The 19,637-nt window shown below is 63.0% G+C and carries 19 protein-coding genes; 14 read left to right on the top strand and 5 right to left on the bottom strand.

What is annotated here, in order from left to right; translation table 11 throughout:
* Positions 1–17: 17 nt before the first annotated feature.
* The gene (locus J7355_RS07965) at positions 18–1,274 is read right to left on the bottom strand and encodes a Glu/Leu/Phe/Val dehydrogenase (protein WP_247739853.1); all 1,257 of its coding nucleotides are present in this window, start codon (positions 1,272–1,274) and stop codon (positions 18–20) included.
* Between the two features lie 174 nt (positions 1,275–1,448).
* Here J7355_RS07965 and J7355_RS07960 point away from each other — a divergent pair, with 174 nt between their 5' ends.
* From J7355_RS07960 to J7355_RS07940, 5 genes are all read left to right on the top strand, one after another.
* On the top strand, positions 1,449–2,003 hold the full coding sequence (locus J7355_RS07960; protein ID WP_209061498.1) for a cytochrome b: 555 nt from the start codon (positions 1,449–1,451) through the stop codon (positions 2,001–2,003).
* 126 nt (positions 2,004–2,129) lie between these two features.
* Entirely contained in the window at positions 2,130–2,870 is a 741-nt protein-coding gene (locus tag J7355_RS07955; RefSeq protein WP_209061496.1) for a sulfite exporter TauE/SafE family protein, read from the top strand.
* 57 nt (positions 2,871–2,927) lie between these two features.
* The gene (locus J7355_RS07950) at positions 2,928–3,677 is read left to right on the top strand and encodes an SDR family oxidoreductase (RefSeq protein WP_209061494.1); all 750 of its coding nucleotides are present in this window, start codon (positions 2,928–2,930) and stop codon (positions 3,675–3,677) included.
* Between the two features lie 123 nt (positions 3,678–3,800).
* Positions 3,801–4,859 (top strand): hypothetical protein, encoded by a 1,059-nt coding sequence (locus J7355_RS07945; RefSeq protein ID WP_209061492.1) that lies wholly within the window; start codon positions 3,801–3,803, stop codon positions 4,857–4,859.
* Positions 4,856–5,908, top strand: a complete 1,053-nt coding sequence (locus tag J7355_RS07940; protein WP_209061490.1) for a hypothetical protein — start codon at positions 4,856–4,858, stop codon at positions 5,906–5,908. The genes J7355_RS07945 and J7355_RS07940 overlap by 4 nt, the downstream gene beginning before the upstream one ends.
* 64 nt (positions 5,909–5,972) lie before the next feature.
* On the opposite strand, the gene J7355_RS07935 is transcribed toward J7355_RS07940, so the two are convergent.
* Genes J7355_RS07935 through J7355_RS07925 form a run of 3 tightly spaced genes read right to left on the bottom strand, consistent with a single transcriptional unit; the run spans position 5,973 to position 8,290 of the window.
* On the bottom strand, positions 5,973–6,386 hold the full coding sequence (locus tag J7355_RS07935) for a DUF4282 domain-containing protein (protein ID WP_209061488.1): 414 nt from the start codon (positions 6,384–6,386) through the stop codon (positions 5,973–5,975).
* A gap of 21 nt (positions 6,387–6,407) precedes the next feature.
* Positions 6,408–7,637, bottom strand: a complete 1,230-nt coding sequence (locus J7355_RS07930) for a DUF445 family protein (protein WP_209061486.1) — start codon at positions 7,635–7,637, stop codon at positions 6,408–6,410.
* Positions 7,634–8,290 carry an Abi-alpha family protein gene (locus J7355_RS07925; protein ID WP_209061485.1) on the bottom strand — a complete coding sequence of 219 codons (657 nt, stop codon included), beginning with the start codon at positions 8,288–8,290 and terminating at the stop codon, positions 7,634–7,636. Before J7355_RS07925 ends, J7355_RS07930 begins: the two co-directional genes overlap by 4 nt.
* Before the next feature lie 252 nt (positions 8,291–8,542).
* On the opposite strand from J7355_RS07925, the gene J7355_RS07920 reads away from it, so the two are divergent.
* Both J7355_RS07920 and J7355_RS07915 read left to right on the top strand, forming a co-directional pair.
* The gene (locus J7355_RS07920; RefSeq protein WP_209061483.1) at positions 8,543–8,764 is read left to right on the top strand and encodes a hypothetical protein; all 222 of its coding nucleotides are present in this window, start codon (positions 8,543–8,545) and stop codon (positions 8,762–8,764) included.
* 6 nt (positions 8,765–8,770) lie between these two features.
* On the top strand, positions 8,771–10,228 hold the full coding sequence (locus tag J7355_RS07915; RefSeq protein ID WP_209061481.1) for a hypothetical protein: 1,458 nt from the start codon (positions 8,771–8,773) through the stop codon (positions 10,226–10,228).
* A 32-nt stretch (positions 10,229–10,260) separates the two neighbouring features.
* On the opposite strand, the gene J7355_RS07910 is transcribed toward J7355_RS07915, so the two are convergent.
* Positions 10,261–10,662: a DUF4282 domain-containing protein gene (locus J7355_RS07910; protein WP_209061480.1), complete on the bottom strand. Its 402-nt coding sequence runs from the start codon at positions 10,660–10,662 to the stop codon at positions 10,261–10,263.
* A 302-nt stretch (positions 10,663–10,964) separates the two neighbouring features.
* Between J7355_RS07910 and dsbG the strand changes: the two genes are divergently transcribed.
* The 7 genes from dsbG (at position 10,965) to J7355_RS07875 (ending at position 19,636) form a co-directional block, all read left to right on the top strand.
* A complete protein-coding gene (gene dsbG, locus J7355_RS07905; protein WP_209061478.1) occupies positions 10,965–11,738 on the top strand; it encodes a thiol:disulfide interchange protein DsbG in 774 nt (257 codons plus the stop codon).
* A gap of 166 nt (positions 11,739–11,904) precedes the next feature.
* A complete protein-coding gene (locus J7355_RS07900) occupies positions 11,905–12,648 on the top strand; it encodes a (Fe-S)-binding protein (protein ID WP_209061476.1) in 744 nt (247 codons plus the stop codon).
* Entirely contained in the window at positions 12,645–14,141 is a 1,497-nt protein-coding gene (locus J7355_RS07895; protein ID WP_209061474.1) for a lactate utilization protein B, read from the top strand. Before J7355_RS07900 ends, J7355_RS07895 begins: the two co-directional genes overlap by 4 nt.
* Entirely contained in the window at positions 14,138–14,761 is a 624-nt protein-coding gene (locus J7355_RS07890; protein WP_209061472.1) for an LUD domain-containing protein, read from the top strand. The genes J7355_RS07895 and J7355_RS07890 overlap by 4 nt, the downstream gene beginning before the upstream one ends.
* A gap of 255 nt (positions 14,762–15,016) precedes the next feature.
* Positions 15,017–16,024 (top strand): restriction endonuclease, encoded by a 1,008-nt coding sequence (locus tag J7355_RS07885; RefSeq protein WP_209061471.1) that lies wholly within the window; start codon positions 15,017–15,019, stop codon positions 16,022–16,024.
* Between the two features lie 136 nt (positions 16,025–16,160).
* Positions 16,161–18,332 (top strand): class I SAM-dependent DNA methyltransferase, encoded by a 2,172-nt coding sequence (locus tag J7355_RS07880; protein ID WP_209061468.1) that lies wholly within the window; start codon positions 16,161–16,163, stop codon positions 18,330–18,332.
* The gene (locus J7355_RS07875) at positions 18,329–19,636 is read left to right on the top strand and encodes a restriction endonuclease subunit S (protein ID WP_209061466.1); all 1,308 of its coding nucleotides are present in this window, start codon (positions 18,329–18,331) and stop codon (positions 19,634–19,636) included. Before J7355_RS07880 ends, J7355_RS07875 begins: the two co-directional genes overlap by 4 nt.
* Position 19,637: the final 1 nt, after the last annotated feature.

The raw sequence follows: 19,637 nt of genomic DNA, 5'->3' as shown, positions 1-19,637 counted from the left end.
GTTCGCTGTTTCGCGGGTCAGGCGCCCTCGCGGAAGAACGCGCTGGTACCGCGCGCACGCGCCGCGTTTTCGAGCTTTTCCAGCGCGAGCACATAGGCCGCGGTGCGATAGTCGATATCGAGCCGATCCGCGCGATCGGCAACGCGCTGCGTGGCATCGACCATGCGCGACTCGAGCCGCTCGGAGACGGTCTCGGCATCCCAGTACCACGCCTGGCGATTCTGGACCCACTCGAAATAGCTCACGGTGACACCGCCGGCATTGGCGAGGATGTCGGGCAAGACCTGCACGCCGTTGTCGATCAAGGTCGCGTCCGCCTCGCTGGCGACGGGGCCGTTGGCGATCTCGACGAGCACGCCGGCTTTCACTTCGCCGGCGTTTTCGGCCGTGATCACGTTTTCCAGCGCGGCCGGCGCAAGCACGTCGACATCGAGTGCGACGAGTTCTGCGTTGGACAGCGTCTCGCCCGCGGCGCTGGATACCGAGCCTTCGGCCGCCTTGGCTTCGGCCACGGCGTCCACGTCCAGCCCGTTCGCGTCGTGAATGCCGCCGCCGGAATCGCTCACGGCGACGACGGTATAGCCGGCATCGGCACAAAGCCGCGCAAACTGCTGCCCGGCATTGCCGAAGCCCTGGACGGCCACGGTCGTCCCCTGGGCCTTGCGGTCCCAGCGCTGCATCATCGTCTGCAGGGTGTGAAAAGCGCCGTCGCCCGTGGCCGTGGTGCGGCCCACCGAGCCGCCCATTTCCACCGGCTTGCCGGTAATCACGGCGCGTTCCTCGGCGCGGTTGATGATGCGGTACTGGTCCATCATCCAGCCCATCACGCGCGGGTTGGTGTTCACGTCCGGCGCGGGGATGTCGGTATCGGGGCCGATGAAATCGGCGACCTTGTCGATATAGGCGCGCGACAGGCGCTCCATTTCGGCCGGCGAAAGCTGCTTGGGGTCGATGCAGATACCGCCCTTGCCGCCGCCGAAAGGCAGACCGAGCACGGCGCATTTCATAGTCATCCAGAACGCCAGCGTCGAGACCTCGTCGGCGTTCACGTCCGGATGAAAGCGGATACCGCCCTTGGACGGGCCAAGGGTGTTGTCGTAGCGCACCCGATAGCCGGGATAGAGCTTCATTGCGCCGTCGTCGTGGCGCAGCGGCACGGACACCTTGAGCGCGGTATCCGGCTGGGCCAGCTGCTGGGCGATGTCGTCGGAAATTTGCGTGTGTGCCAGTGCGGCTTCGATTCGGGCACTGGCACCGTCGAACAGGCTGGGCATGACAATCCAAAGGTTCGCGAAAGCCCAATATCTGCCTGTGCGCCGCGACCGATTCAAGTCCGGCATGCCACGGATGTCGCCGCCTCCGGCATCAAAGATGCCTGAAATCAGGACGTTGTCATACAAGTTCCGCTAGGCTGGGAAACTCTACTCGCAAGCACGAGGATCGAACACATGGATACCCGCGTTATGGATCACGCGTACGGCTACGGTCTGGTCAGTCGTTTCTTCCACTGGGCGATGGTCCTGCTACTGCTCTGGCAGGTGATTTCTGCAGCACTGCATTATTTTCTCGACGACACGCCGATTACCGATTTCTTCTTCGGCTACCACTTCGCCAACGGGGTGCTGCTGCTCGGACTGACGATCCTGCGCGGGTTCTGGGGGCTGCTCAATCTGTCGCGCCGCCCGGCGCACAGCGGCGGCCTGGATCGCGTGGCGGCACTGGGCCACGTGGCGATGTATGCGCTACTGATCGCGGTGCCGGTGATCGCGCTGATTCGCGCCTACGGCAGTACGCGCCCCTTCTCGGCGCTGGGCATCGACTTCTTCGCGGGCCAGGCGACCAAGATCGAGTGGATGTCGAACCTGGGCAACGACTGGCACGGCTTCGTCGGCTGGACCCTGTTCGCGCTCATCGCCGGCCATATCATCATGGCGTTCGTGCATACCTACGCCTGGAAACAACCCATGATCGCGCGCATGACCAAGGGCGACGAGCGCGCATGAAACATCGCAGCACGGCGACGAGCACCAGCGCGGGCGCGTGCCCGCGCCGGGGCGTTGAATCCATGCGAGCACAGGCACGGATGCGATTACGCTAGAGTGCCGTCTTTCTCGCCCGGGGACTGACGCTTGCTGGAACTGGCCCTGCTGTTTGCCGCCGCGCTGGCGGCCGGCGCGATCAACGCGCTGGCCGGCGGCGGCAGCTTCATCACGCTACCCGCGCTGTTGTTCCACGGCCTGCCGCCAACGGTGGCCAACGCCACCAGCGCGACCGCCGTGCTGCCCGGCTATGCCACGACGCTGTTTCGGTTTCGCAAGGACGTCGAACCGCCGGCCTCGCTGTCGCTGATCGCGATGGTCGCCATTGCCGCGGCCGGCGGTGTCAGTGGCGCGGCGCTGCTGCTCGCCACCGGGGATCGCGCGTTCTCGGCCATCGTGCCCTGGCTGATGCTGGTCGCCACCGCGATCTTTGCTGCCGCACCGTGGATCAAGAGCGCGCTGGCGGCGCGCGAGGCAAGCACGCCCGTCGCGGCGATCGCGCTCTATCTGGCTTGTACCTACGGCGGATATTTCAACGGCGGCGTCGGCATCATCGTCATCGCGCTACTCGGGCTGCTCGGCCAGAGCCGGCTACTGACGTCGGTGGCGATGAAAGCCGTCATGTCGGCCACGCTGACCACGATCTCGGTGACCGTATACGCCCTGTTCGGGCTCATCGACTGGCCGATCGCCGCACTCATGGCAACCGGCGCGATGCTGGGCGGCTGGATCGGCGCGTCCTTCGGCTATCGCATCGCACCGCAATGGCACCGCGCGGGGATCGTGGTGATAGGGCTGGCGATGACTGCGCTGATGTTCATCCGCGGCTAGCGCGCACGGCGCGTCTTTGTCTAGGCTGGCGGCAAATCTTCAGACTGCGTTTTCGCTATGGACAAGATCATGCTCGTCACCGGCGGCAGCCGGGGCATCGGTGCGGCCACCTGCCTGATGGCCGCCAAGCACGGCTATGCCGTGGCGGTGAACTATCACAGCAATCGCGAGGCCGCGGACGCCGTGGTGGCCGCCATCGAGAAGGAGGGCGGCAAGGCGCTCGCCATCCAGGCCGATGTGGCCGACGAACAGGATGTCGTGCGCCTGTTCGCCACGGTGGAGGACAAACTCGGGCGCATCACCGCGCTGGTGAACAACGCCGGGATCGTGGATCAGCCCGCCAAGGTCGCCGACATGGCGGCCGAACGCGTCGCCCGAATGATGAGCGTCAACGTGGTCGGCCCGTTCCTGTGCGCGCGCGAAGCCATTCGCCGCATGGGCACCTCCTACGGCGGCCCGGGCGGCGTGATCGTCAACGTCTCGTCGGCAGCCAGCCATGCGGCCGGTAGCGGCGGCGCCAACACGTATATCGACTACGGTGCCTCCAAGGGTGCGATCGACACCTTTACCGAAGGCCTGGCCAAGGAAGTCGCGCCCGAGCAGATCCGCGTGAGCGCGGTACGCCCGGGGGTGGTGGATACCGAGATCCACGCCAGCGGCGGCCTGCCGGACAAACCGGAGCAGGCCAAGTCGGTGATCCCGCTGGGCCGGGTGGGCCAGCCCGAGGACATCGCCGAGGCGATTCTCTATCTCAGCGAAGCCCAGTTCACGACCGGTGCGTTCCTGGACGTCGACGGCGGCGTCTGAGCGGCCGGCGGCGCCCGACCTCGCCATCGAACATTGACAAGATCGCGTCCGTGCCGCTCCAATGCGGTTAGAACAGCGCGTGCATACGCGGCGCAATAACAACAATGACGGCGAGGAGACGCGATGCGACAGGGCCTGTGCGGCGCCTTTGCGCTCGTACTATGCGCGGCGGTCGCCTGTGCAAATACGGTACCGCCGAAAGCATCGAACGCTTCGGCACCGGCGACCGCCGATTCAGGCGCGCTGGTCAGCGAGGGCACGCTGCCAACCGGCCGCCAGATTGGCGATTATGCGCTCGCGACGTCCGGCGCCGGCTCCTCGCGGGCGTCCGGCATTGATGAAACATTGCTGTTCGCGCGCAATGCCGGGCTGCATTTCGATGTCGGCATCGGCTTCACGCTCGAATCGCTGACCGCCAGCGCCTATCCCAGCGATCCGGCCGAACCGTTGCGTCTGGGCGATCCCACGGCGTTCAGAATCGTGGTGCACTCTGGCCGGGTCATCATGAGCGCCGACGAGCTTGCTGCCCTGCTCAATCGTTACAGCTTCGCCTTCGAAGGCGCGCCGCTGCGCCGGATCCGGATCACCACGCGCGACGGGCAGCTCGGGTTCGCGGGCCAGTATTACCGCGACGGCTGGGTGGATTTCACCATGCACGGCGCGCTCGAGGTCGAGAATCCACAGACGCTGAAATTCGTCGCCGACGAGATCACCGTCGCCGGCCACCCGGCCGCCGAGTTGCTGGCCGCCGCTCACGTCGAGCTCGACGATATTCTCGACGTCAGCGCCAACGGCGTCGTCTTGTCCGGCAACACCATCCGACTCCACGTGCTCGACATGTTCCCGCCGCCGGCCATGCAGCTGTCGGTCCGCGCCGCGCAGGTGCGCGACGACGGCGTGGTGCTGGACGTGGACGACGGCGTCGACGTGCCCGCGCTGGAGCCCACCAGCGACGCCGACAGCTATGTGCTGGTCCAAGGCGGCGACGTCAAGATCATGCGTACGGTGGTGCGCGGCGCCAATCTGGAGCTGCTGCCCATCGACGCCGGCATGCGGCTGAATCTGTCCCTGTATCAGTACCGCCGCCAGGTCGTCGCCGGCTATTTCAACTTCGAGCGCAGCCCGCGCGAGGTCTTCATCGCGCGTATTCCCAATCTCGATACGCTCGGGAGCACGCCATGAACCCCGCGATCGTGCGCACGGCCTTCGCGCTGACGCTGATCCTGTTTACGGCGGCGGCCGCGCAGGCCGAACCGGCATTCATCGAGCGCCAGCAGTCGACCTACCACGCGCAACGGCAGGGCTGGGAAACGCCGGACGTGCCGGCCGGCGTCGACGCACCGACCGCGCCGGTCGATGCCTATGACTCGGGCGTGGGGGGCGTGTGGGTACGCATCCGCAACGTGGATCTGTATTTCAAGGGCGATGTCGGGTTCTACGCCCAGGACGTCACCGCCAAACTGGTGCCCGAAACGCCGGGGACGCCGGTGGATCTCAATGACCCGGCGGGTTTCTCCGTACAGGTCGCGCACGGCTGCGCGCGGTTGTCACCGGCCCAGCTCTCGGCGCTGTTCAACGATCATATCCTCGATTACGAGCCCCGGCCCCTGAACGATCTTGCGCTTAGCACCACGGCCGATACGCTGACCATCAACGGCCAGATCAAGCTCTGGAGCTGGTTTCCCGGTTTCTGGATGCCGCTGTATCTGCGCGGCCCGCTCACGCTGAATAACGGCCAGCTCGTCTACCGTCCGGACCGGATTGACGCCCTCAAGGTGCGCGCCCATCAGGTGCTCCACCTGACCCATATCGCGCTCGACCAGCTCTTGTCGATCGACCGGCCGGGCGTGACGGTTGGCGAATATGCGATCGATCTGGACGTGACGAAAGTATTTCCGCCGCCCACCATCACCACCACGCCCGACCGCCTGAACGTCGACGACCAGGGCGTGACCATCTGCTTCGACCGTGCGCCCGAAGTCACCCTCGAGCCGCCGGCCGATGCGGGAGACAGTTATATCTGGGTGCAGGCCGGGGATCTGGCCGCGCTCGACAAGCTGATCGTCAACGCCCATGTGCTCGTAGAGCCGGAATCGGGCCAGTCGATGGCCTTCAGCATCCCCGACTACAAGGCCCAGATCGCACGCGGGCGCCTCGGCATGCGCGATGACGGCACGCTCGTGGTCACGCTGCCGCGGGCGGAACCAGACCACGCGGTGTCGGCGGACTGACTCGCCGCTTCGGGTTGTTCGAAACGCCGGCCACGTCGATCTCCGGGCGACGGCGCGCCACGGCTTACTTCTGCGTCGTATTGTCGCGGTTGCGGCGCGATCGCCAGAAGCGGATACGCGGCAGATCTTCGGCGATTTCCTCGGTCTGACCCGCGATGCTGTCGATGCGCCCGCCCAGCGCTTCGAGAAAGAACGCGATCCGGAATACCGTGAGCACGAACTCGAGCAACACGCGAATGGTGATCGCCAATGCAAGAAACATCGCCGGCCCGAGCACCACGACCCAGGCACTCCCAATCCACAACGACTGCCCGAACCCCCAGGCGATCATGTATAGCGTCGACAATGCCGAGAACACCAGCCCCAGGGTATAGATGGTGGGTACCATCTGGGTGGTGACCACGGTTTCGAAACGCAGATCCCGCAGTCCGGACAGCAGGCTGCCGCCGTCGTTTTGCATGTCCTTGAGCCGGGTCATTGATGTCTCCTTTTCGGCATGTCAGCCGCCACCGAACATCACCACCAGCTGGAACACGCCGACCGCGAAGCCGAGCAAGGCGCCCACTGCGATCAGAATCCACTCGTCCTGCTCGAAGGCCGGACGCAGCATGCCCTCGAATTCCTCCGGCGTGAGTGCCTGCAGCCGCGTCTGGAGCGTGTTCTGCAGATCCAGCGCGTCGTCGGCGTAAGACTCGATGTGGTGCAGCGTGTCGGGCAGCTGCTCGACCAGTTTGTCCACCGCCGACGTCTTGATGCGGCGATAGTTCTCGGTGCCCACGGTAAATGTGACGAACGGCTTGGCGATGCTGGACTGCTCGTCGATCGCGCGCTGGACGTGGCGACCGATCAGCGAAAAGACCTTGTCGGAATACGGGCCCTTGAGCACGGCCTCGATGATGTTGGCCGGGGTGATCACCTGGGCCGCCACCAGCCGGCCGTAGTCGCGCGCAACCTCGGGCTGGCGCTTCATGAACAGGCCCTGGATACGGAACGGGCCGAAACGAAAGATCTCCTTGGGATTGAAGATCATCTTCAGCGCCAGCCAGTTGGTCGCATAGCCCACGGCCAGCCCGAATACCGGCAGGATCCACCAGGCCGGAAAGAGCAGCCACACAAACATCTGTACCAGGCCGAACAGACCACCGAAATAGATGCCGGATCGGCCGATGAACTTGAACTCCTCGTGGCCAACTTCCTGGAAGATGGTGTTGAGCAGTTCCTTGTCGCGCGTGAGCGTGGTGATGACCATGTCCTTGAGGTCGTACATGCGCTCGAGGTTGTCCTTGAGCTCGTCCATGATCTCGCTGATGACCTCGGGCATGTCGCGCTCGAGCCGGCGATAGATACGCCGGCGCACCACCTCCGGCAGCGACTCCCACAACACCGGCTGGTGCTCGAGCATCACCCGATTGGTGATGTCCTCGATCAGCGACAGCAGCGGCCCCTCCAGCTCCTCGGCGATGCGCTCGGAGTCCAGCCGCTCGAAGATTTCGCGCTGATCGATGAGTTTTTCGGTAATGGTGTCCACCGATATCGAGGCCATCTTCGCTGCGCGCCGCGGGATAATGCCCTGCCAGCCGCCCACCGGCGGCCAGACGCCGATGAACTCCAGCGGGTGAAACATCATGTAGATGGCGACGATGTTCGTGACGTAGCCCACGAGCGCGCTGACGACCGGCATGGACAGATACAGCCACGGATGGGCGAACAGGTCGGCGAACGCGCTCATGATGCGGCTCCCTCGCCGCGTTCTTCCCGCTGGGCCCAGAGCTGGTGGCCTAGCGCCGACAGGCGCAGGGTATGGCGCGTGAGCTTGGGTTTGCGGCGCGAGGCCGACTCCACCTCCGTGCACAGGCGGCGCACGGCGGAATCGTTTTCGATGAGCTCGTAGGTCTCGGCGTGGGCGCTGTCTTCCGGGCCGGTTTCGAGCAGACCGAGTCGTTCGAGATGGGCCAGATAATACGGCGTGTGCTCGTCGAGCATCACCCCGGCCTGCGTGCCTGCGCGACTGGCGTGCGACAGCACGCGCGTGCGCGATCCGCCCAGCGGCGACACCACGTCCACGTGGCAGGCGGCCAGGCGTGAGCCGTCGGACAGCGCGGCGACGATACGCATCTCGTCGGGCACGATCTGCGAGATCAGTTGATCATAGAGAGCGCGCTCGGCGTGCTCCGGGCGCTGATCGAGCGATTCGGCCATCAGTGTTTCGATACGCGCACCGCAGCCGGCGGCGCCATGGCCCGAGGAAGACGCGCTGTTGTCGGACAGCGCTGCCTGATCCACGCGGATACGTGCCAGCCGCAGCTCTAGCGCGCGCAGCACGAGCCGCTCGACGCCGCGCGCCCGGGCCTCAAGCCGGTCCGCGCCGGGCAGATGACGCAATCCGCGGCCCACTCGGTGCAAAAGACGTCGCGACACCGTCACCGCTGATGGCATCGGCTTTCTCCTCTCGGCATGCTCGCGGCATGTTCTTGTTGGTCTATCGGCCGCGCCGGCGGCGGCCGCCGGCGTGCTTGACTTCAATCATTAGCAGCTTCTAACGTTGACAACAACCAATGATAACGACGAGGCCGCCATGCACGGACTTCATCGCACGTCGCACCCCGCCCCCCGTTTCAGCGCGCGCTCGCCGTCATGAGTGATACGCCGGCCCAGCGGATCCAGCGCGCCATCGGTACTGCAGAAGAGCGCGTGGCGTTCGTCGACCATCTGTCCGACGATACGGCGACCAGTATCGCCGATGTCATCGAGGCGAGGCTCATCGAGGAAGACCGGGAACTGGACGCCGCTGCCGAGCGCGCCGCCGCCGACCTGCCGTTCTACGTCGCGCCCTTTGTGCGTGTTCTGCTGGGCTGACGGCGCATGACGACGCCGATGAACGCCCCGCTCGAAACCCGCGCCGAACTGATGCGCTGGCAGCGCCTACTCGACTTAAGCAAAACACAGCGCGACGCCCTTGCCGGTCCCGACGCCGCCCAGCTGAAGCGCCTGCGCGGCGATATCGAAACCGCGGTATTCGAACGCCGCCGGCCGCGTTTCAAACGACTGGCGCGCCTGGTCGGTGTGTTTCCAGCCGGCACGCTCGCACGGCTGGCTCAGCACAGTTTCGGGCCGCGCCTGGCCGGCCGCCTGGTCGGGGAAATGGACACGCTGCGCGCGGTCAAGGTCGCCAAGCGTCTACCGGCCGCGTTCATCGCCGACGCCGCGCCGGAAATCGACCCCGCCCGCGTGCGGCCCATCGTGGCGCAGCTGCCGGCGGAACTGGTGCGCGACGCGGCGCTGGTGCTGATCAAGCGCGACGACCCCGTGGTGCTCGGGCGCTTCGCCGACGCGCTGTCCGCGCCCGCGATCCGGGCCGTAGTCGACGCCGTCGACGACGACGCCACGCTGCTGCATATCGCCTTTGCGATGACCGACAAGACCCAGCTCACGCGTATCGTCCAGCTCATCGATAACGACCGCGTGGCGCGCATCATGCGCACCGGCACCACCCGCGAACTCTGGCCCGAGGCGTTGTCGATCGTGGACAACGTGGACACCGCCACCGCCGGCCGCCTGGCCGGACTGATGGCCGAGCAGGATACGGATACGCTGGACGATCTGGTGACGGTCGCCGACCGGCAAGCCCTCTGGCCGCCCGTGCTGCGCGCGATCAAGCGCATGGACGCCCGCTACCACCGCAAGATCGTCAACCTGCCCGCCCTGCGCGACGAAGCGCTGCTGGGCCGGCTGATCGTCGCCGCCCACGAACACGGCCTGCTCGATATCGCCCTACCGCTGACCGCGCCCATGCGGGCCGACGCTCAGCGCGCCGTGGCCCATGCCGCGCTGCGCCAGGACGACGAGATTGCCGATGCCGTGCTATGGGCCGCCCATCGGGCCGGCGCGTGGCGTGAAGCTTTGACGCTGGCGGCACATCTCGACGACGCCGAGCGCGACCGGCTGTCGCAACTACCCGCGCTCACCCAGCGGCGCCTGCTCGCGACGCTGCTCGAATCGGCCACGCAGACTGGTCATACCGCGCTGGTACACGATGTGGTTGACCGTATGACAGGCCCGGCCCGCCAACAAGTTGCAACAGCCGTGGTTGCCCGCGACGGCGAGACCCTTGGCCGGCTGATCGAACGCGCCGAAAACGACGCGGATTGGGCGCTCATCACCACGATCGTCGGCGCACTCGACGAGGAAAACGACCGGCAAACCGCTACCGACCGCATCCAGGCCCGTGGCACCAACGCGACAGAACGCTTCAAGGACGCCGCGATCGCCCAGAACCGGTGGCAGGGTTTCGCGCCGCTGTTCGATGAACCGGCCGCCTAACGACCCCGGATCCGCACCGGATCCAACTCGCGCTACCGTCCATTATCGCGCGGCCTTCGCCAGAAGCGGATGCGCGGCAGATCCTCGTGAATCTCTTCTGCCTGGCTGGCGATGGTTTCGATCTGTCCGCCCAGCGCCTCCAGGAAAAAGGCGATACGAAATACCGTGAGCACGAACTCCAGCAGCACGCGGATCGTCACGATCAGCGCCAGGAACATGGCCGGCCCGAGCAGGCACAGCCACACCGCACCGCTGATCAGCGATTGCTGGAACGCCCAGAAGATGACGTAAACCGTCGCGATGCCCGACAGCAGCTGGCCCAGCGTATAGATGGTCGGCACCATCTGGGTGGTAATCACCGTCGTGAACTGGCGGTCGAACAGGCCCGCCAGCAGGCTGCCGCCGTCGGTCCGCATCTCGTGTAGTCGTTTCATGGTTACCATTCCATAGTCGAACAGACCCCGCGGCCTCGCGCGCCGGCTTCATCCCGGCCCGCCCCGACAAAGCGCCCGCACCGGCCATCTGCCGGCAGTCCAAGACGCATGATGTTGGGCGTTGCATGCGTGGCCGCAGGTCGATGTCACGGCACGGCCACGCCGATTGCGCTCATTGTTGCCCCGATATTGCGGCACTGCAACATAACAGCGCCACGAACAGCCCGGGACTACGCCGCGGACGATCCGCTAGACTGGCCGGCCGACCCATCGGGCCACCCGTTTCGATTCAGGAGCCTTTCATGCCGCGCCTTGCCCGGTTTGCTGTTCACGGCCTCGCGCTGTCTGCCCTGCTGCTCGTTAGTCTGTCCGCGCTGTCCCAACCCTGGCCCGCACCGATCCGCAGCATCGAGGAAAAAGGCGTCACCATCGTCAAGCAGTTCAAGGGGCCGGGCGGGCTCACCGGCTTTGCCGCGCGCGCCGGCAACCGGCCTCTGGCGCTCTATCTCACGCCGGACGGCAAGCACGTGATCGTGGGCACCATGCTCGATGCCGAAGGCAACAACGTCACCAAGCCGATACTCGACGAGGCGATCGAGAAGCCGGACCTGCAAAGCGCCTGGCCGAAACTGGAGCAATCGAACTGGGTCGCCGACGGCGCGGATGACGCGCCGCGCACGATCTATGTCTTCACCGACCCGAACTGTCCCTACTGCCACAAATTCCACCAGGCGGCGCGGCCGTGGGTTAAAGCCGGCAAGGTCCAGCTGCGCCATATCCCCGTGGGTATCCTCAAACCGACCAGCACGGCCAAGTCCGCGGCCATTCTCGGCGCGGACGACCCGAGCGCGGCGCTCGCCAGGCACGAGGCCAACTATCGCCGCGGCGGCATCGAGCCGATGGACGACATCCCCGCCGCGCTGCGCCAGAAGGTGGCAAACAACAACATCCTCATGTCGTCGCTGGGCATCCAGGGCACGCCGGGGCTGGTCTATCGCAACGACGCCGGCAAGATCGCGATCAAGCAGGGCATGCCCCAGGGCGCCCTGCGCGAGGAGATTCTCGGCCCGAAATAGCAGGTTACGGCCACCGCAACCCGTGTTCGGCGCCGCCACCATGCGGTACGTCTGATTCGCTATCATGTACGTACTGCAATGATTCCTGCCGTCGCGGCCGGCGCGATCCGCGCGGCGGCATGCCAATGTTGTCGATAGCGCATCGCTGCCGACTGCCGGAGACCCCATGCGAATCGGACTGTTCGTCCCCTGCTTCATCGACGCCTTCTATCCGAACGTCGGCATCGCGACGCTGGAGTTGCTGGAGCGTTTCGACTGCGATGTCGACTACCCCTTCGACCAGACCTGCTGCGGCCAGCCGATGGTCAACTCGGGCTGCCACGCGGAAGCCCGGGCCACCGAAGCACTGTTCGTGGAGAACTTCGCCAAATATGACGTGATCGTGGCGCCATCCGGCAGCTGTGTGCATCAGGTACGCGACAATCTGACCGCGGTCGAGCAGACGCCGGAAGTGAAGCACGTTCGCGAAAACACGCTCGAACTCGTCGAGTTCCTGCACGATGTGCTCAAGGTCGACGCATTTCCCTGGGCGAACTTTCCGCACCGCGTGGGCTATCACGATTCCTGCAATACGCTGCGCAACCTCGGCCACGGCAAGCCGAGCGAGCTGCACGGCGCATACTTCTCCAAGCCGCGGGCGTTGCTGGAAAAAGTCGCCGGCATCGAACTGGTGACCATCGACCGGCCGGACGAGTGCTGCGGTTTCGGCGGCACCTTCTCCGTGACCGAGCCGGAAGTCTCGGCCCAGATGGGCCGCGACAAGATCGCCGATCACGGCCGCAACGGCGCCGAATACATCGTCTCCGCCGACTCGTCCTGCCTGATGCACCAGTCCGGTTGCGGCGCACGCATCGGCGCGCCGATCCGCTTCAAGCACATCGCCGAGATTCTCAACGGGGCGACCCAATGAGCACGAATCAGCCCGATCCCGCCGCGACCATTCAGAGCAAGACCGCCACCCGCGAGCCCCAGCCGCGCCCGGCAAAAGCGCCCGACGGCAAGCGCGTGGATCATGCGCGGTCGGCGAAACAGTTCCTGAACGCGCCGGAACACGCGAAGTCCCACGACACCCGCGTCTGGGCCATGCGCACGAAGCGCGACAAGCAGGCGCATACCATCGAGGAATGGGAAGAGCTGCGCGAGCTGGCCAGCCAGATCAAGACGCACACGCTCACCAACCTCGGCAGCTATCTCGAAGAGTTCGAGGCCAACGCCAAGGCCAACGGCATACACGTGCACTGGGCGCGCGACGGCGCCGAGCACAACCGCATCGTCCACGACATCTTCGACAATCACGGCGTGAAAAGCGTGATCAAGTCCAAGTCCATGCTCATGGAGGAATGCGGTTTCCGGCATTACATGGACAGCGTGGGGATCGAGATCATCGAGACCGATCTGGGCGAGCGCATCCAGCAGCTCGACGGCGAGGACCCGAGCCATATCGTGGTCCCGCCGGTGCACAAGATGCGCTCCGACGTGGCGCGCCTGTTCGCGGAAAAACTCGGCTCCGATCCCGACAACGACGACGCCCACTACCTGGCCGGCGCCCAGCGCGACGCCACCCGCCCGTTGATCCTCGACGCCGATGCGGGCATGACGGGCGCGAACTTCGCCGTGGCCGAAACCGGCGGCTTCGTCGTCTGCACCAACGAAGGCAACGCCGACCTGTCGGCCAACGTGCCGAACCTGCACGTCGCCTCAATCGGGATCGAGAAACTGGTGCCGAAGGTCGAGGACATGGGCGTGTTCATCCGCCTGCTGTCGCGCTCCGCACTCGGCTCGCCCATCACCCAGTACACCTCGCATTTTCGCGCCCCGAAGCAAGGCGGCGAGATGCATATCGTGCTGGTCGACAACGGCCGCTCCAAGCGGCTCGGCATGGACAAGTTCTGGTCGTCGCTCAAGTGCATTCGCTGCGGCGCCTGCATGAACACCTGCCCCGTCTATCGCCGATCGGGCGGGCTGAGCTACGGCGCGACCTATGCCGGCCCGCTGGGCCTGATCCTGAACCCGAGCTTCGACGCACACCGCTATTCCAACCTGCCGTTCGCGTCCACGCTCAACGGCAGCTGTACCAATGTCTGCCCGGTCAAGATCAACATCCACGAACAAATTTTCGGCTGGCGCCAGGTGCTGGCCGAGGACGGCCACCTGCCCTGGACGAAAAAGACCGCACTGAGCGCCGCCGGCAAGGTGCTGGCCAGCCCCAAGGGCTATCGCGCCGCGATCAAGACCACGAACTCCGCGCTCAAGCACCTGCCGCGCTGGGCGCTCTACAACCGCATGAACGCCTGGGGCGAAGGCCGTGAGATGCCCACGCCGCCCGAACACGGCACCTTTCACGACTGGTACAAGCGCAACCGTCTGAGCGGCCAGACGAAGACCGGGAGCGACAGCCGATGAGCGCGCGCGACGATATCCTCGGCGCCATTCGCGCCGGCAAACCGGCCATGAATGCACCCGCCCCGGCCGTGCCCAGCTACGACGACGGCTACCCGCAAGACCGGGAGCATCTCACCGCTTTATTTGCGGAACGACTGACCACCATGGGTGGCATCTGGCAGGCGCCCACCGACGGCCAGAATTTGGACGATGCCCTGCAGGAAGCGCTCGCCGACAAGCTCGGCAAACCTTTCAAAGACGCGGTCATCGCCTCGAACGTGTCGGAAGTCGCCGGCAATCGCGGCATCAACGAAAACGACGATCCGACAACGCTGCACGATGTCGACATCGCCGTGCTGCGTGCGACCTTCGGCGTCGCCGAAACCGGCAGCGTCGCTTTCACGGAAAAAGAACTCACCGTCAACGCCGTCGCCTATCTCGCCCAGCACCTCGTCGTGCTGCTCGACCCGGCCGAAATCGTCACCAACCTGCACCGCGCCTACCAACGCGACGATTTCGCCGGTGCCCGTTACACCGTCTTCCACACCGGCCCGTCCGCGACTGCAGATATCGAAGGCGTGCTTGTGCGCGGGGCACAGGGGGTGCGGTCTTTGACCATAATCCCGGCCAGCGGCTCATAGACCGAACCGCTCGATGGCCGTCGTGATCTTGAACAGCTAACTATTCCTTACGTGTTCGGCGGCTCCTCGCAACCGCAGTTACGGAAAATCCTCGGCAGTTCCCCTGCCGAACCGGCGAATATGCACCAAACCCGAGGCGACGTGCATAGTTTCAGTCCTAGATTGAACACGTCGCTCTTAACGTGCATACAAATCGCCAAAAACTATATATATCCCGATTCGCGCTTACCGCGCACCTAAGAAGGATAAGGTTATATGGCCCCGAATTGCTGGATGGTACGCGCGGGCAGCGGCGGTCTTGTGGCAGATGATTTCGTAGAAAAAGGCCTAGTCGGCATCGGGTGGGGCGACATAGGCCCCTTGGATGAATTCGACAAGAAATCGGCGATCGAATCGGCCATTCGCGAAGAGTATCCAGACTGGCCAACCGGGCGCCATAGATCTTCGTCCAGTCAGCTCCAGAGATTCCGTCTCGGTCTAAGCGTGGGCGACCGAGTCGTGACTTACGACTCCAGCCGCCGTATCTATCACGTAGGCACGGTCGAAAGCGACTATCTGCATAGACCTGACTTATTGCCCGAATATCCAAACGTCAGAAAGGTTGCCTGGGTCGGCGTGGTCGAACGAGATAGGCTCTCCGTTGCAACGCGAAATACACTCGGCTCAACGCTCACGCTTTTCCGATTATCCGAGTCCGCGGCCGAGGAAATCGAACGTGCGCTCGCCGGCCAAGTGGCGACACCTGAGCACGACGAAGAGGATGCGGATAAAGACGAGAATACGATTCTCGCCGACTCCAAATCACGCGCTATCGAATTCATCAAGGACCGAGTGAATCGCCTGGATGCCAACGAGATGGAACAGCTCGTTGCCGGCTTGCTCCGGGCAATGGGCTATAAAACGCGAGTATCGCCCACGGGGGCGGACCGCGGTATTGACGTCATGGCGTCGCCCGATGGCTTCGGCTTCGAATCGCCTCGCATCGTTGTTGAGGTGAAACATCGTTCCAGTACCGCCATGGGTGCACAGGAGCTACGGACATTCCTGGGCGGCCGACACGACAACGACAAGGGCTTGTACGTCAGCACCGGTGGCTTCACCAAAGACGCCCGCTACGAAGCCGACCGAGCCAAGATCCCGCTCATGCTCATGGATCTCGACGAACTCGTCAGCGCCTTACTCGAGTATTACGAAAACGCCGATGCCAAGACTCGAACGCTGCTGCCACTCGAAAAGACGTACTGGCCTGCATGGGCGGATTAGCCTCGATCTCCGCCTTTTGGCCCATCGCACTGCAAGCGCCAAGTTACTAAACTACTTGGCTAATTTAGCTAAGTGACACCGGTGACGCATTCAATCACGCGACCGGCTAATTGCGCGTTATACGAAGGGGACGCGATTGAACGTTCAAGCGCACGAACAACTCAAAGGCGCGATCTGGGAGATTGCCAACCGTCTGCGTGGCCCTTACCGGCCGCCGCAGTACCGGCTTGTCATGTTGCCGATGGTGGTGTTGAGGCGGCTGGATTGCGTTGTCGAAGAGCGCAAGCAATACGTACTCGCGGAATACGAGCGTCTCAAGCATCAGAATCACGATACCGACACGCTCGTAAAGCTACTCGGCCGTGCGGCAGACCCGAAACGGCAACAGGCGCTTTACAATATCAGCCCGTATACCTTCGACAAGCTGCTGGGCGATCCGGAGAACATCGCGCCGAACCTGGTGGCCTATATCAACGGCTTCTCCCCCATCGCGCGCGATATCTTCGAACAGTTCGGTTTTACCGAGCAGATCGAAAAGCTGGACTCCAGTAATCGGCTGTTCACCATCGTCAAGGAAATGGCAGCGCTCGATCTGCATCCGGACCGGATCGACAGCTTGCAAATGGGCTATCTGTTCGAGCATCTGGTCATGCGCTTCAACGAGCAGGCCAACGAAGAAGCCGGCGACCACTTCACGCCGCGTGAAGTCATCCGCCTGATGGCGAACCTCGTCTACACCGGCGAACAGGACGTCTATACGCCCGGCATCTATCGCACCATTTACGACCCGGCCTGCGGCACGGGCGGCATGCTCTCGGAATCCGAAAAATTCATCTACGGCCAGAACGAAGACGCCAACCTCGCGCTCTTCGGCCAGGAGTACAACCCGGAATCCTGGGCGATCTGCTGTGCCGACATGCTCATCAAGGATGAGGAAACAAGCAATATCGTCCTCGGCGATACGCTCGGTGACGGCAAGACCAAGGACGGCTTCGAAGGCCAACAGTTCCACTACATGCTCGCCAATCCGCCGTTCGGCGTGGAGTGGAAAGACCAGAAGAGCGGCGTCGAACGCGAGCACAAGACCAACGGTTTCAATGGCCGCTTCGGTGCGGGCCTGCCGCCGATCAACGACGGCTCGCTGCTGTTCCTCCAGCACATGATTTCTAAGATGCACGCCGCGCCCAAAGACGGCGGCGAAGGCTCGCGTATCGCCGTCGTATTCAACGGCTCGCCGTTGTTCTCCGGCGATGCCGGTTCTGGGCCGTCGAACATTCGCCGATGGATTATCGAAAACGACTGGCTGGATGCCATCGTCGCCCTGCCCGATCAGCTGTTCTACAACACCGGTATCTATACCTATATCTGGCTTGTCTCCAATCGCAAGCCGGAAGAACGTCGTGGCCAGGTGCAGCTCATCGACGGCACGCGCTTTTTCCAGCGCATGAAGAAAAGCCTGAACAACAAGCGCCACGAAATCGGCGACGATCAGATCGACGATTTGACGCGGATTTACGGGCGCTACCAGGACGGCGAAACGGCGGACGTCGTCATCGGCGGCGAAACCGAAAACCGCGTTGTCTCGCGGATATTCAAGAACCACGAGTTCGGCTTTCTAAAGGTCACCGTCGAACGGCCCTTGCGTATGAACTTCGAGGCCACGCCCGAACGCATCGCCCGACTCGACGATCAAACCGCGTTCGCCAACCTGGCCCAATCCAAGAAACGCAAGGATAAAGACGCCGCGGCCAGGGAGATCGCCGCCGGTAAAGCATTGCAAGCCGCCATTCGTGCCCTGCTTGCCGGCCTGGCCGCGAACGGTCGATACATGGATCGCGCGGCATTCGAGCACGACCTGAAACAGGCAGCGCAACAACCCGACGTGAAACTAGCCGCCCCGCTCAAGAAAGCGATCTTCAACGCGCTCGGCGAACGCGATCCGGACGCCGAAATCTGCTACGACGGCAAGGGGCGTCCGGAGCCGGATAGCGAACTCCGGGATACCGAAAACATTCCGCTGCCGCGTAACACGACGCTACCGTTGCCGATGAGCTTCGGGCCAGACAAGCCGAATGACGAACTGGTCGAGGCCTTTCGGGACGATATCGACGCCTACATGGCGCGCGAAGTCTTGCCGCACGTACCGGACGCCTGGGTGGACTATGACAAGACGAAGATCGGCTACGAGATTCCGATCAACCGGCACTTCTACGTCTATCGTCCTCCTCGGGCTGTCGATGAAATAGAGGCTGATATCGCGTCACTCGAGCGCGAAATAACCAGCCTCCTCAAAGACTTGTCCGTATGATTTTTTCAGGAAAAGAGCGGGCTACTCGAATCAAATGGCTTTTTGAGGGGTGCCAGAACGGCGCATGGGGAGACGAACCAACTGGCAAAGGCGACATCGCTTGCATTCGCGCAGCCGATTTCGATAAGCAACTAGGTAAGCTTAAGAACCTCGAACGAACGTTCAGGTCGATCGACGAACCGACATATCGTAAAGTCGGACTTCGACCAGGCGACTTAATCATTGAAAAATCGGGCGGCGGGGATAAGCAGTTAGTCGGCCGATCCGTGCTGTTCGAGGACGTTCAAAAAAGCATCTGCTCTAACTTCTTGGCTCGGTTAAGGCCAGCTTCCGGAACGAACCCCAGCTTCCTGAACTACCTGATGCTGGCCATATATAGCGCTCGCGGTACATACCCCCACATTAAACAGAGCACGGGGATACAGAACCTAGACACGAACAGCTTCTTAAATATCAAAGCAGATGTACCCGGCATTGAAAAGCAAGAAGAAATCGCTTGCTTCCTCGATCGAAAAACTGCCCGAATCGATGCGCTGATCGAAAAGAAGCGCGTCCTTCTTGATCGGCTGGCCGAAAAACGCCAAGCGCTAATTACTCAAACCGTCACACGAGGGCTAGATCTACATATAGCTCTGAAGAAGCCAGGTGTTGACTGGCTCAGCTGTGTACCCGAGCACTGGCATATTTTTCCCTTAAAACGGGTAATCGCTAAAATCGAGCAAGGCTGGAGCCCGTCGGCCGACGACAAAAGGGCAGCCTTAGATGAATGGGGTGTTCTCAAGAGCGGCTGCGTAAACGCGGGCGTTTTTAATCAAGACGAACACAAAACGCTTCCTGCTGGAGTGGATCCTAAGCCTTTACTGGAAGTAAAAACGGGCGATGTACTGATGTGTCGCGCTAGCGGTTCCACAGCTTTCATCGGATCTGTGGCTCTCGTAGAAAGTGTTCGACCGCACCTGATGTTTTCCGACAAGACTTATCGGATTACTCTCGATACTGAACAAATGGCCCCACAATTTTTTACTTATTTAATGGCTTCGAAGCCTTTAAGAGTACAAATTGCGCTTTCCATCAGTGGAGCCGAAGGTCTCGCAAATAATATTTCCCAATCAAGCGTTAACGAATATGTCGTATGCATCCCGCCGATCGATGAGCAGAAAGAAATAGCTAGTCGCCTTGACCAGACGGTCACAGCTCTTTCTAAAGCGGGTGCAAAGATCGACGAATCGATTTCCAAACTACTCGAATACCGCGATTCGCTTGTTACGGGCGCTGTCACTGGAAGACATATAACTCAAACGTGAC

The sequence above is a fragment of the Endozoicomonas sp. G2_2 genome (genome assembly GCF_017744135.1).
GTDB lineage: Bacteria > Pseudomonadota > Gammaproteobacteria > Nevskiales > Salinisphaeraceae > Salinisphaera.
This window is presented reverse-complemented; position numbering and strand designations above follow the sequence as displayed.

What these genes read in the sequence shown, in the direction of transcription:
- J7355_RS07945 (WP_209061492.1), top strand. Translation starts at nt 3,801, where the DNA reads ATGCGACAGGGCCTGTGCGGCGCCTTTGCGCTCGTACTATGCGCGGCG.
- J7355_RS07895 (WP_209061474.1), top strand. Translation starts at nt 12,645, where the DNA reads ATGAGCACGAATCAGCCCGATCCCGCCGCGACCATTCAGAGCAAGACC.
- J7355_RS07890 (WP_209061472.1), top strand. Translation starts at nt 14,138, where the DNA reads ATGAGCGCGCGCGACGATATCCTCGGCGCCATTCGCGCCGGCAAACCG.
- J7355_RS07940 (WP_209061490.1), top strand. Translation starts at nt 4,856, where the DNA reads ATGAACCCCGCGATCGTGCGCACGGCCTTCGCGCTGACGCTGATCCTG.
- J7355_RS07885 (WP_209061471.1), top strand. Translation starts at nt 15,017, where the DNA reads ATGGCCCCGAATTGCTGGATGGTACGCGCGGGCAGCGGCGGTCTTGTG.
- J7355_RS07960 (WP_209061498.1), top strand. Translation starts at nt 1,449, where the DNA reads ATGGATACCCGCGTTATGGATCACGCGTACGGCTACGGTCTGGTCAGT.
- J7355_RS07930 (WP_209061486.1), bottom strand. Translation starts at nt 7,637, where the DNA reads ATGAGCGCGTTCGCCGACCTGTTCGCCCATCCGTGGCTGTATCTGTCC.
- J7355_RS07915 (WP_209061481.1), top strand. Translation starts at nt 8,771, where the DNA reads ATGACGACGCCGATGAACGCCCCGCTCGAAACCCGCGCCGAACTGATG.
- J7355_RS07965 (WP_247739853.1), bottom strand. Translation starts at nt 1,274, where the DNA reads ATGCCCAGCCTGTTCGACGGTGCCAGTGCCCGAATCGAAGCCGCACTG.
- J7355_RS07950 (WP_209061494.1), top strand. Translation starts at nt 2,928, where the DNA reads ATGGACAAGATCATGCTCGTCACCGGCGGCAGCCGGGGCATCGGTGCG.
- J7355_RS07875 (WP_209061466.1), top strand. Translation starts at nt 18,329, where the DNA reads ATGATTTTTTCAGGAAAAGAGCGGGCTACTCGAATCAAATGGCTTTTT.
- J7355_RS07910 (WP_209061480.1), bottom strand. Translation starts at nt 10,662, where the DNA reads ATGAAACGACTACACGAGATGCGGACCGACGGCGGCAGCCTGCTGGCG.
- J7355_RS07935 (WP_209061488.1), bottom strand. Translation starts at nt 6,386, where the DNA reads ATGACCCGGCTCAAGGACATGCAAAACGACGGCGGCAGCCTGCTGTCC.
- dsbG (WP_209061478.1), top strand. Translation starts at nt 10,965, where the DNA reads ATGCCGCGCCTTGCCCGGTTTGCTGTTCACGGCCTCGCGCTGTCTGCC.
- J7355_RS07920 (WP_209061483.1), top strand. Translation starts at nt 8,543, where the DNA reads ATGAGTGATACGCCGGCCCAGCGGATCCAGCGCGCCATCGGTACTGCA.
- J7355_RS07900 (WP_209061476.1), top strand. Translation starts at nt 11,905, where the DNA reads ATGCGAATCGGACTGTTCGTCCCCTGCTTCATCGACGCCTTCTATCCG.